Source organism: Pseudoalteromonas distincta, from assembly GCF_000814675.1.
GTDB lineage: Bacteria > Pseudomonadota > Gammaproteobacteria > Enterobacterales > Alteromonadaceae > Pseudoalteromonas > Pseudoalteromonas distincta.
Genome location: NZ_JWIG01000025.1, coordinates 179,795 through 192,896, shown reverse-complemented (window position 1 = coordinate 192,896; position 13,102 = coordinate 179,795). Strand labels below are relative to the sequence as shown.

General features: G+C 38.9%; 9 protein-coding genes and 1 tRNA gene. 2 read left to right on the top strand and 8 right to left on the bottom strand.

Translation table 11 applies throughout. From position 1 onward, the window contains the following. The first annotated feature begins 95 nt into the window (after nt 1-95). Nucleotides 96-186: transfer RNA gene (locus QT16_RS20810), tRNA-OTHER, on the top strand. Between the two features lie 504 nt (nt 187-690). Continuing rightward, complete coding sequence (locus QT16_RS16445) at nt 691-2,337, top strand: tetratricopeptide repeat-containing response regulator (protein WP_033020645.1); 1,647 nt, start codon at nt 691-693, stop codon at nt 2,335-2,337. 4 nt (nt 2,338-2,341) lie between these two features. On the opposite strand, the gene msrB is transcribed toward QT16_RS16445, so the two are convergent. The 8 genes from msrB to QT16_RS16405 form a co-directional block, all read right to left on the bottom strand. Continuing rightward, nucleotides 2,342-2,782: a peptide-methionine (R)-S-oxide reductase MsrB gene (gene msrB / locus QT16_RS16440; protein WP_002958586.1), complete on the bottom strand. Its 441-nt coding sequence runs from the start codon at nt 2,780-2,782 to the stop codon at nt 2,342-2,344. 87 nt (nt 2,783-2,869) lie between these two features. Continuing rightward, nucleotides 2,870-3,310 carry a hypothetical protein gene (locus tag QT16_RS16435; RefSeq protein WP_039489399.1) on the bottom strand — a complete coding sequence of 147 codons (441 nt, stop codon included), beginning with the start codon at nt 3,308-3,310 and terminating at the stop codon, nt 2,870-2,872. Nucleotides 3,311-3,312: 2 nt separating this feature from the next. Then, nucleotides 3,313-3,831 (bottom strand): DUF2919 domain-containing protein, encoded by a 519-nt coding sequence (locus QT16_RS16430; protein ID WP_002958584.1) that lies wholly within the window; start codon nt 3,829-3,831, stop codon nt 3,313-3,315. A 9-nt stretch (nt 3,832-3,840) separates the two neighbouring features. Next, the gene (ligA, locus tag QT16_RS16425; protein WP_039489397.1) at nt 3,841-5,859 is read right to left on the bottom strand and encodes an NAD-dependent DNA ligase LigA; all 2,019 of its coding nucleotides are present in this window, start codon (nt 5,857-5,859) and stop codon (nt 3,841-3,843) included. Nucleotides 5,860-5,939: 80 nt separating this feature from the next. Continuing rightward, nucleotides 5,940-6,707 (bottom strand): cell division protein ZipA, encoded by a 768-nt coding sequence (gene zipA / locus QT16_RS16420; RefSeq protein ID WP_024596342.1) that lies wholly within the window; start codon nt 6,705-6,707, stop codon nt 5,940-5,942. Nucleotides 6,708-6,781: 74 nt separating this feature from the next. Then, nucleotides 6,782-10,183: a chromosome segregation SMC family protein gene (locus tag QT16_RS16415; RefSeq protein WP_039489395.1), complete on the bottom strand. Its 3,402-nt coding sequence runs from the start codon at nt 10,181-10,183 to the stop codon at nt 6,782-6,784. A 67-nt stretch (nt 10,184-10,250) separates the two neighbouring features. Next, nucleotides 10,251-10,982: an RNA methyltransferase gene (locus QT16_RS16410; RefSeq protein ID WP_039489393.1), complete on the bottom strand. Its 732-nt coding sequence runs from the start codon at nt 10,980-10,982 to the stop codon at nt 10,251-10,253. A gap of 76 nt (nt 10,983-11,058) precedes the next feature. Next, complete coding sequence (locus QT16_RS16405) at nt 11,059-13,095, bottom strand: FUSC family protein (protein ID WP_039489390.1); 2,037 nt, start codon at nt 13,093-13,095, stop codon at nt 11,059-11,061. Nucleotides 13,096-13,102: the final 7 nt, after the last annotated feature.

The following is a 13,102-nucleotide window of genomic DNA, read 5'->3' as shown; positions in this document are numbered from 1 at the left end:
ATATAAATACCATCAGATAACTTCTCTAGTAATAACTCTTTCTTTTCATATTAAATACATTTAAGAACTTTATAAATACTCAATATATAAATCGTGTGTAATTAACTTAGCCGTAAGAAAAAGAGCATCACCACCCTTTACAAATAATGGCGAGGGTCACTGGTTCAAGTCCAGTATCACCCACCACATATAAATACCATCAGATAACTTCTCTAGTAATAACTCTTTCTTTTCATATTAAATACATTTAAGAACTTTATAAATACTCAATATATAAATCGTATGTAATTAACTTAGCCGTAAGAAAAAGAGCATCACCACCCTTTACAAATAATGGCGAGGGTCACTGGTATCAAGCCAAGTAATCACCCACCACATAAATACCATTAAACAACTTCTCTAGTAATAACTTTTTCCCATATTAAATACGTTTAACTCCTATTTTTACCTTAAAGACATTTCATATTTTTATTAAAATCTAAATTTCCATATCAAAGCACTCATCAAATATAGCGTTTCCATTTTACTTATTTGGTTTTTAATTACGTTATTCGGCTCAGTACTTTCGTAGTTAGATAAACGTATTAGGCAAAGTTAAGTACCTAATAAATACAGCTATCATTTAAATTCCCTTGTAAGGAGTTAAACTGTTGATTATAGTCTGTGTTAAATACAATTACGCTTAAGCCAATGCCAACTAAGATCTATTCAAAAGCCAAAATACTTATAGTAGAGGAGCAGCCACTTGCTCAAAGCTATATGAAACAATCGTTAGAAAGGCTTGGCTTTCGGCAGTTGCGCTTTGCTGATCATGCAAACTCTGCAAAAGAGCAGTGTTTAAGTGAAGAATTTGATTTAATCGTTTGCTCATTCAACTTAAACAAACACCAAGATGGCTACCAGCTTTATGAAGAGCTACGAGTAAAGCAGCTCATAAAAAGTTCGACTGGCTTTATTTTTATCTCAGCAGAAACAAGTGGCTCACTCGTTCATAGTGTTCTTGAGCTGCAGCCAGATGACTTTTTAGTTAAGCCTTTTACAGTACAAGAGCTTAAAACACGCATTGAACGAATCTTAAAGCGTAAACACGACTTACAAACAGTGTATTCATTAATTGATGATGGTAACGATTCAAAAGCTATTAAATTTATTGATACCGCTCTGGATAAAAAAAATAATAATTACAGCCCTATCCTACTTCGCTTAAAAGGCGATGCCCTACTTCGCTTAAAGCGCGCTCAAGATGCAAAAGACTTTTTTAAGTCTGTTCTCGATATTCAAAAATTTGCTTGGGCAAAAGTAGGTTTAGTAGAGGCACTTATAGCGAATAACGAACATATTTTGGCGCAGCGAATGCTCAAGACAATGTTAGAGCGCCAAGAAACTCGTTTAGTAGCCCTTGATTTGTTGGGCAGATTAGAAATAAAGCTAAATCAGTTTGAACTAGCACAAAGCTTTTTAAGTCAAGCTGCAGACATTGCACCGCGAAACATCACACGCCAAAAATCGTTAAGTAATGTGTCGCTAATTAATCATGACTACGAAAAAAGCTATTTAACTCAAAAAGATATAGCCACCTTTGCAAAGCACTCAATACACGACCACCCCGATGTATATTTGAATGCAGCACGTGCCGGTATCGACTTTGCGTTAACGACTGATCAAACTGATCAAATTCAACGAATTTCTAGACAAACAAATCAGTACATTAATGATTTAAAAAAACAGTTTCCTAATAATGCAAATCAAGCTCAAATTGATGTACTTAATGCACGACTTCATTACTTAAAAGACGAGCATCAAAAAGCGAAAAAGCTGATTGAGCAGCTTGATGACGACGATACTCATATCCGATCGGTTGATGGAGCACTTGATAAAGCAAAAGCATTTCATGAACTGGGGTTTCATCAGAAGGCGCAAACCTTATTCACACAAATAATTAGCCACTGTGAAAGACACCCTGCAGTTAGCGACACAACTTACTTGCGTTATATTCAGCAGCAACAAAGTGAGCGACGCGATATTAAAATGGGTCCAAAAGAGCTTAATAACCATGCCGTTAATCAATTTAATAAAGGGCAGTTAAATACTGCGCTGGAAGCTTTTACGCAAGCATTTAGAGTAATGCCTCGTAATCAAAGTATTGCACTTAATTTATTACAGTGCCTATTTGATTCAACCAAGCAATCTGGCAGCTCATTTAATATGGATCTTGCTAGAAGATGCTACGCCCTTCTTGATAAAACTAAATTACAAGCAGATCAGACGCAGCGTTTAGATAAGATTTTGCATATAGCAAAAGAAATGAATTTAGATATTCAAAGCGCTAGTAAATAAAATATTAGAGCTTTTTCATTGCTGCGGCATTAACGCAATAACGTAAACCTGTTGGTAATGGTCCATCTGGAAAAATATGGCCTAAGTGCGAATCGCACACGTTACAAACCACCTCTATGCGCTCCATACCATGACTTGTATCGTTTACATAACCAATCGCTTCAATTGTCGCAGGTTGCGTAAATGACGGCCAACCAGTGCCACTATCAAACTTTTCATCGGCATCAAACAATAGGTTATCACAGCAAATACACACATACTTGCCAGGTTCGAGTAATGTACAACTACCCGAGCTATCTGGGCGCTCTGTTCCTTTCTTACGTGTTACGTAATATTCATCTTCTGATAGTTGCATCCGCCACTGCTCGTCAGTTTTGACTACTTTTTTACTTGGGGTAGGATTGCCGTTGGTGGCAAAGTTAATAACATCATTCCACTTCAACATAATAGCCTCATTGAATAGTTGATTAACCGTACTTAATAAATTTATAAAAAGTACGGCTAATTATTACGTTATTTAATACACTAAAGATCAGCTAAAGGTAATATTTTGTTTTTCTGAGTCGGTAAGTATTCGTTTAATAAAACTATCTAGCTCTGCTTTTTTTACAGGTAAACTAACACTCATTTGGCGCTCGTTATTACTGTAAATTATTAGCTCATCATCCTTTGTTGTTATGCGTTCAATACTCTCAATAACTAACCAATCTGGACCATGCTTTTTATCAAAAAACCCCATCAAACTAAAAAGTAGTAAATGTTGGGCATCTCGCTGAATAAAATCCTCTAGCCTGTTTCTTGATTTAAATAAGGGCGTTAGCCTATAAACGCTTGAGCAAAAAACAAATACCCACAACCCAAATAGCGCTTTAAACCACATAGACTCTAAAAGCTCAGTGCTAATCATTAAAATAATAAGCACTAAGCCTATTAGCGATATAGCTATCGCTATTTTTTTATTTACAGCGTCCACAACTAATCCCTTTTAAGTCGCTTTTTTTCTTCTGATGCTTTTTCTGTCGGCTCAGGCCAATCATTAAAAAAAACGGTTAAATAACGGCTTTTCACCAAATACCACAATACCCATAAAACAATCATCATTTGTACTGCTAAAAATGATGAAAATCGATAATGGCTATGCGCGGCTTGAATACTTAACCATGTTAAATCAACAACAGCACATACAATAAGGGGCCAGCGCATATACCGCCATATTTTTGCTAACTTATCGCTCGCACTGTGTGAATCTCGTGGTCTGCGTAAACAAAATAAAATAGTCGGTATTATTGCGATACTTCCAATTGCTATTGCAATAAAAAAATCATTTTTATTTTTAAAAAATAACGACATTAAATCAAGTTCAGGCCTGCGACTTAAAGCCGCAATCACCCAAATAAAATAGCCACGTAATAGCACAAGCAAACTTAAGTTAAATGCAATAGGAGTTCGGTAACTTCCGTACTTATCCCAGTATTCTGGACCGTATCGGCTCATTGTTGCGTCCTAACCATTATGCTTTTGAAGCAGCTCAATTAATTCATCTTCCGTGAGTATGTCGATACCTAAATCTTGGGCTTTAGTCAGTTTTGAACCTGCTTTTTCACCCGCGACTAACGCATCAGTTTTCGCTGATACGCTACCAGATACTTTAGCACCTAGTTGCTGTAAGCGTGCTTTTGCGTCATTACGATTAAGCGTATTTAGCGTACCAGTAAGTACATAAGTAAGCCCAGCAAGGGGTTGTTCTTCTTCAGAAGGTGCACTCAACGCTGGCCAGTTTACGCCTTGCTCTATAAGCGCATTAACAACTTCTAAATTATGCTCTTCATCAAAAAAACCACGAACATGCGTTGCAACTATTTCGCCTACATCACTTACCTGCGTTAAACTATCAATGCTGGCATTTATTATATTTTCAAGGGTAAGGAAGTGATTAGCTAAATTTTGTGCTGTTGCCTCACCTGCTTCGCGAATACCTAATGAATATAAAAACTTAGCAAGCGTAGTGCCTTTCGCCTCTTCAAGGGCTGTTACTAAATTTTTGGCTGACTTAGGTCCCATTCGTTCAAGTGACTCAAAATGTCCTTGTTTTAAAATAAACAAATCAGCGGGTGTTTTTATAAGCTCTCTGTCTACCAGCTGATCAACAATTTTATCGCCAAGGCCGTCTATATCCAGCGCTTTACGTGACGCAAAGTGTTTAATTGCTTGTTTGCGTTGTGCAGGACATACAAGCCCACCCGTACAACGAGCGACAGCTTCTCCTTCAACCTTTTCAACATGAGAGTCACAAATAGGACAAGTTACTGGAAATTCGATATCTCTGGCATCATCAGGGCGGCGCTCAAGTACAACTTGCGTTATTTGGGGGATTACATCTCCAGCACGGCGAATAATAACGGTATCCCCAACTTTTACACCCAAGCGTGCAATTTCATCACCATTATGTAGTGTTGCATTTGATACGGTAACACCACCAACAAAAACAGGCTCTAGGCGTGCAACTGGGGTAATAGCGCCAGTACGGCCCACCTGAAATTCGACATCTAGCAGTTGGGTTATTTCTTCTTGCGCCGGAAACTTATACGCAATAGCCCATCGAGGAGCGCGTGCCACAAAGCCTAAACGCTCTTGTAAGGCCTTTTGGTTTATTTTTATTACTACGCCATCAATTTCATATTTAAGCTCGCCACGGCGCGTTAAAATGTCGCTGTAGTACTCAAGCGCGGCTTTAGGACCTTCAACTAATTTTGTTTCTGGGCACAGTGGCAACCCCCAGTCAGTTAACTTTTCTAATTGCTGATAGTGATCCTCAGGAATACTGCCATCAGCTACAAGCCCGGTACTATAGGCATAAAACATGAGTGGGCGTTTAGCTGTAATTTTAGAATCGAGTTGACGCAAACTCCCCGCGGCTGCATTACGCGGATTAACAAATACTTTTTCACCGCGTTTTTGCGCTTCAGTATTTAATTTATCAAAGCCAGCGCTGTCCATAAATACTTCGCCGCGCACTTCAAGCTCTTTTGGGTAATCACCACGTAACTTAAGCGGTACATTACGAATAGTTTTAACATTTTGTGTAATGTTTTCACCGGTAAAACCATCACCTCGCGTAGCCGCTTGTACAAGCACACCATCACGATAAATAATTGATACGGCTAATCCATCAAGTTTTGGCTCACAACAAAAAGTAAGCTCATCAGTACTCATTAAGCGCTCTTTTATACGGCGATTAAACGCAGTGAATTCTTCTTCACTAAACGCGTTATCAAGCGATAACATGGGTACTTGGTGCGCTACTTGCTCAAATTTACTCAGTGCGGCACCGCCTACTTTTTGTGTGGGAGAGTCGGCGGTTAAAAATTCAGGGTGCTGCATCTCTAGTGCGCTTAATTCGCGTAATAACCTATCGTATTCAGAATCAGGAATACTGGGGGTGTCGAGCACATAATAGTTATAGTTGTGTTGCTCTAATGTAGTACGAAGATGATTAATTTGCTCACTAATGCTGCTAGACATTTAAACCTCAATAAACATAAAAAAAGCCACTTTGACGAATCACCGTCCAGTGGCTTATAAAAATATAATGTATGCGTTATTTACGCTGAAAAAGAACGAACCTGTTCAACATATTGCCTGATGCGCTCTACTGTCATTTCATTTCGCTCAGCATCTAAAATTTGTGCACCAAATTCATCCGCTAACTTTTTAGCTGCGCTGTGCAACATATTAAATGCCGCTAGACCATCGCCGTCGCACGGTAACGTCATAAATAAGCTTACCCCAGCGGTACTAAATTGTTCCATATTATCAATATCAAACGTACCTGGGTTGTACATATTTACTAATCTAAACAAAACAGGACCTTGGCCAGCCGGATCTAAGTGGCGATTAAAAAAGCCTTCCTCAGAATATTTAAAACCTAAAGTATTAACTGCTGGTAATAGTTTACTGCCCTGCATACTAAGCTCTTCTGGCATTTGAATATGCACAATAACAAAGTCAGACATTTGAGCAGGCGCTTCTTCAGCACTTTGATCTTTTGTTTCAAGATCATCAACTATTTCTAAGTCATCTTCAATCGGTGTTTCTGGCACGCTTGTATCAATTTGCGGCTCATTTGCATCAAAGTTAAGCTCGCCAAATTGTGGCTCATCACGTTCGTCTTGCATTGGCTCTTTTGGCTCAGCCTCAGTACGAAACGGTTTAGATGAAGCTGGTGCGCTTTGTTGTAATGGCTCAACCCGTTCATTATCCGATACTTCTGGGCGGTCTTTTTTTCTAACTGACCACAATCCATGTATTAATAAACCACCAATGACAATTACACTGATAACGATTAAAACCCATCTTAATTGTTCGGCCATCCCCTCACCTTTTATTATTTGATATGCCTAAAACCTGTATATTAATGAAAAACTAATACACTTGTTATAAAAATTTATGCGTGTGCAAGTTGCACAGCTTGCTCTATATCTACAGCAACCATACGCGATACGCCAGGTTCTGCCATAGTAACACCTGTTAATCTACCTGCCATTTCCATCGCAATTTTATTATGACTAATATAAATAAACTGCACTGATTGTGACATTTCTTCAACCAAACGGCAAAAACGCACAACGTTGGCATCATCTAATGGTGCATCTACTTCGTCCAGCATACAGAAAGGAGCTGGATTGAGCCTGAATATAGAAAACACTAATGATAATGCGGTCAGCGCTTTTTCTCCACCACTTAACAAATGAATTGTTGAATTTTTCTTACCCGGTGGTCGTGCCATTATACTAACACCACTTTCGAGTAAATCGTCACTGGTTAATTCTAAATACGCGCTCCCACCACCAAAAACTTTAGGAAATAGCTCAGCAAAGTCTTCGTTAACTTGATCGAACGTCGCTTTAAAGCGTGTTTTGGTCTCACTATCAATTTTACGAATTGCACCTTCAAGGGTACTTAACGCTTTTGTTAAATCATCTAATTGATTATCAAGATAATCACTACGTGCCTTGGCTAAATCAAACTCTTCTATTGCCGCTAAGTTTACTGCACCTAATTTATCTAACTGATTAGTAAATCCGGTTAACTGATTTTGCGCTGCACTCAAATTTAATGAATCTGGTAATTCATCAAGTATTGCTTTTAAGCTTTGTTTCAACTCTTCTAATGGCTCAAGCGCAACTTGCGCTTTTATTACTAAGCTTTGCTCTTCAATTGTTAGCTTTTGGTGCTGCTCTTGCAAGCCCACCAGCTCACCTTGTGAATTTTTAAGGCTTATTTGCTTAGTGTTTAAGCTCTCTTTCGCCTGAGCTAATTCTTTTTGTAGCAATACTAATGCCTGCTCACCTTTTTGATGCTGTGCTAAGAGCTGCGTAATTTCATCGCTAAGTTCTTGCTCTGGTATCAGCAGCTCTTCTATTTCACTAAGTAGTTCTTGCGCACCTTCTGATGCACTAACGTGCTCTTGCTCTGCATGGCTCAATTTGGTTTGGCTTAACTGCCATTCACTGCGTGCCTTTTGCTCTGAGAGCGTTGCCTTATGTGCTTGTGTTTTATATTGCTCAAGCATGCTTAATGCTTCGCTATAACTTTTATCACTTTGTGAGCGCAAGCTATTTGCAGCGTCTACTTCATCCGCTAAGTTAAGTTGATGCTCATTCATCACTTCAAATTGCGCTACTTGCTCATCAAGCACGGTATTTAATTGTAAAAGCTGATTTGTTAATTGCTGTTTTTGTTGTTGTAGCTTTTCTAGTTGTAACTTAAAGTGCGCTACTTGCTGTTTGAGCATATCGCTGCGCGTACTGGCTACTGCTATATTTTGCGCAAGCTCATGTATGGCTTCTTTTAGCTCGCTTTGTTCGTTAATTAATTTTATTTGCTCAGCTGTATGTTCGTCACGAGTGTGTGTTACTTGTTGTAATTCGTCCTCGGTATTATTTAATTGCTGAGCTTTATCCTGCAATTGCTTATGCTTTAACAGTAATGAGTTTTCTGCATTACATTCGGCACTTACATGCCAGTTACGACCATATAAAGCACCGTTTTTATCCATAACAGCTGTATAAAAACTATCTTTTAGTATTTCTAAATCACCGCTTTCACTATAAGCAATACGTGCTAAATGCTCTGGATAAACACCGCTTGTTATATATGTAGCTAAGCTATTTGTTGGCATGCTTTTATCACTATTTGGCCACACACTGTTATCAGCTTGCTGCTCACTTACATTTAAGTGCTCTAAAGATTTAAGTGCTTGCTCTATTAGAAGCTCAAAGCCTTCTTTAACACTTAGCTGATTAAACAAACCATTAGTACGTTCACTTTTTTCATCAAGCCCTAATGTACTTTTAAGCCCCGTTATACTGGCTTTTAACTCGTTTATTGTTTGAGTGAGCGTCGAATATTGTGTTTGTGAGTTATTAACAAGCTCATTTTGCATTTCAAGCTTAGCAGTGCACTTCGTATGTGCTGTTTGTTTAGCGGCAAGTTCTTGAGTTAATGTTTGTGTTTGCTGTGTTTGCTGTATTAACTGTTGCTCTACATCACTACTTTGTAGCTCGCTAAGCTGAACAGTTAACTGATCAATTTGCTCGTTAACGTGGCTTATTTGCTGCTGAGTTTGTTTAATGTGACTACTATGTAGTTGCACGTTATTATTAAGCTGTTGCTGTTGCTCACACAAAGCTTGCCAATGAGTATGGTGGCGCTGCTTAAGTGCTAATAATTCCTCAAGTTCATGCGTTAACCCACTAACTTGCTCTTCACATATTAAGGCATTTTCACTTGCCTCTTGCAGGGCTTCGTTGAGTTGTTCGCACACAATTTGCTGCTGCGATTTTACCTCAGCACTTTGAATTTGGCGTTGCTGTAATTTAATTAAACTCTGTTTAAGCGTTTGGGTTTGCTGCTTTACATTGATTTGTTGTTGCTCAGCCCGGGTAAGCTCTGTGTGTATTACATGTTGCTGATGCTGTGCATCGCTTAGTTTATCTTGCTGAGCTTGTACTTGCCCTTCTAAGCTTGCAAGTACATCGTCATGCCCTGAGTTAGCGGTTTTAAAAAACAAAATTTGATCATTAAGCTTTTTAATTTGGGCACTTTTTTCAAGTTGCTGCTGATGTAACTTTTGCCATTTTAAAACGGCAATTTGGCCTTTTAGCGTACGTTCTTGTGCTTTTAATTCGCGGTATTTTTTTGCATCAACCGACTGCACAGCCAATTTATCTAGCTGGCTTTGTAGTTCTTTACGCACATCTAACAAACGTTCAAGATTTTCGCGAGTGCTCTTTATACGAGTTTGTGTTTCGCGGCGGCGCTCTTTGTATTTAGAAACGCCAGCGGCTTCTTCTAAAAATACGCGCAGCTCTTGTGGTTTACTTTCTATTAAGCGCGAGATCATCCCTTGCTCAATAATTGCGTAACTACGTGGACCAAGACCGGTGCCTAAAAATATATCGGTAATATCGCGCTTACGGCATTTACTGCCATTTAAAAAATACAGTGACTGTCCGTCGCGCGTTACTAAACGCTTAATAGCAATTTGGTTTCGATCGGCAAATGTGTTTGAAGGACTTCCTTTATCGTTATCAAAAACAAGCTCTACAGAGGCTTGTGATATGGCTTTTCGATTAGTTGAGCCATTAAAAATAACGTCGGTCATGGCGTCGCCACGCAGGTTTTTAGCAGAGCTTTCACCTAGCACCCATCGTACTGCATCAATAACGTTAGATTTGCCACAGCCATTGGGGCCAACAACACACGTCATTTGATCAGGAAATGGAATTTTAGTGGGCTCTACAAACGATTTAAAGCCCGCTAATTTAATAGTGCTTAAGCGCATCTTATTGTTATTACCGATTATTATTGTTATTGATTACAAACAATTTAACTCATTAACAGTTAAATTGTTAAGCTTGTCGTTTAAAATTATCTAAAATAATACCGGTCGCCATTGCAACATTAAGCGATTCTGCTCCACCAAAAGCGGGGATGGTGATTTTATTAGTTACTAACTTTGCACATGTCTCGCGTATTCCATGCGACTCACTGCCCATTAGTAAAACGCCTGAGCCCGTAAATTGGGTTTTATGCACGCTTTGCCCATCTAAAAAAGCACCGTAAACAGGTAAATTTAAAGACTGTAGGTAATCAGGTAAATCTACTTGGCTTACCGATACCCTTACAAATGAGCCCATCGTGGCGCTGATTGTTTTTGGGTTGTAAGCGTCTGCGCTGTCGGTGCTAGTTACTATATGTTTAATACCGTACCAGTCTGCCACTCTTATTATTGTGCCTAAATTACCAGGGTCTGATACGCCATCAAGTGCGAGTATTAAGCCACTTGCTTGTGGTAAAGCTGCTTTTGGCATATCAACAATAGCAATGGCTGCATTATTGCTAACTAGCGTGCTGGCTTTGGTGAGGGTCTCTTCATCAGCTTCTATAAAGTTAGCTTGCGGATACTTACCTTGGTACGCATTTATAAATTCGTTTGTAGCAAAAATATTAACCACATTTAATGGGCTGTTTAATAACTCAAGTACGTTTTTCTCACCCTGTACAAGGTATTGATTATATTGCTTTCGGTACTTTTTTTGGCCAAGTTGGCGAATAAGTTTGAGTTGGTTTTTTGAAATCATAACAGCCCCATAAAATTATCCAGCAAGTATAACAGATTTCGTTATAACATCTGAACTCGAAAAGCAGCGAATGGGGCTAATTTATCTTACTCGCACTTCTTTCAAAGGTCAGATTAATGCGAATAAACATGCCTTTTATTGCTTCTAATTGATTTGAATCGTCAACCGTCTGAGCCAATTCCTCATAAAGATTATCTGACGCTTGCTTAAACTTATTATTAAACTTGCCCTTGGTTGCCAACATAAATGCATCGGCTAACGTACGCTGCCACTCATTTAAATACTTTAGCTTTGTATTACCAGCCAAATTTTCACAAATTGAGTTTAAACGTACCGACGCATGCCCTAAGTTTAGAGCGGTTAGTGCAAGATCAGTAATTACGCGTGAGTGTGAACCTTGATCGTAATTAGTTAAGCGAATTAACCTATCGGCCATACGGCGGTTATACCAAATACTTGGGGTTGGATGGTTATTTATTTCGAGTAAATCTTTATAAGTGGCCTTAAAAACACGATGAACAAGTAATTGTACACTCGGGCCTGTGAATAACTGAAAAATCCAAAATAAAATACTTACCCCCGCAAAAATTGCCATGGCAGAGCTAAGTGTGTAATCGATTGAAAACGCAAGGCTCATATCGGTACTGGGTCTTACCAAAATCGTAAATGGGATACAAAACCCCAAGCCATATGGCAATGTTTGTTGATCAGCTAGCAGCAGTAAACCCAGAAAATAAGGCCCTGCTAATACAAGTAGTAATATTTCTAATTGCCCACCACTTTGTGATAATAAATTGAGTGCGTAAAAAATAGTTACAATAGCAGCAACCACCACGCCTACCAATAAACGCTTTATTACCACCTGTAAAATAGCTAACGGTATTCTCGCCAACATTATCGAAAATATGACCGGTAAAATCATAATTAATAATGCAGCAGAAGAGCCTGTATTAATCCAAATAAATGCGCCGATAGAAAACACCAAAGCAGTTCTAAATCCAACAATTATGCCAGCTAATGGGTCGCGATATGTAAGCATACTGGGTGCATTTAATAATGTTTTATCACGCTCTTCTAACGCTCTGTATGCGCGTAGTAAAATTGTTAAGTCGGCTGCTACTTCTAAGCTCACATTGAGCATGTGAGATTCAAATGGCGAATCACACACCGTATTTGCTCTATAGTCGGTTAGCTCTTTACGCAGCGTTTTAACTTGTTCAGCGCAGTAATCAAAATCGTCAGACTCTTTAATTTGCGCAAATACGTGCTTAAGTTTACTTATTAATTTATCTAAAGTAGGTGTAATAAGGTCTTCGTGGTTTCGCTGTAGGCGGCCAATTATTTGAATTAAGGCCAATAAAGAAAGTACTTTTTGCGACAACTGATTTGCAGCACGCGAGCGCCCTGGACCTTTTGGTCCTTCGTACCTTACTGCGCTGGAATCTTCGTTTATTGATCCCAATGTTGCCATAATGCCATCTATTTGCTGGTGACGGTTTTCGTGCGAGCCCTTAGAATCAAGCTCAATAACTAAATAATGTAACGTTTGATTTATAACCGACCGCGCTTGTGTTTGCAGTAAATGTTTAACCTTTACAGGCCAAAATAGATGACTCACAAGCCCAGCACATACAGAGCCTATTATTATTTCGCTTACTCGCGCTTGTGCAATATCAAATATACTCTGGCTGCTCACCATTGCCGGAGTAACCATGACTAAAAGTACAATAATAGCGGCTGTTACACCTGCCATAGCAAACGCATAAACAAAGTTTGCTTGGCGTACCATTGCCGATAACGCAGAGTTTACCCCCAACCATAATGCCAGTGCACCGAGCGCTAAATAAGGGTAAAGAATTAGCTGAGTTAAAAGCAATATGCCAAATAAACCACCCACTATGGTGCCTATTATTTGGCAAATTGCTTTTTCAATAACTAATCCGCTTTGCGGGCGTAATTGCAAAAATATAGCCGAGACTAACGCCCAATAAGGCCTTTCAAGATTAAGCGACATAGCAATAGTCAGCGCCATCACCATGGCTATAACACCCTTAGTCGCAAAAATAATTGCCTGTTTTTTAGGAAAAAACAAATTTTGGAATACTACGCCCACTGTATTC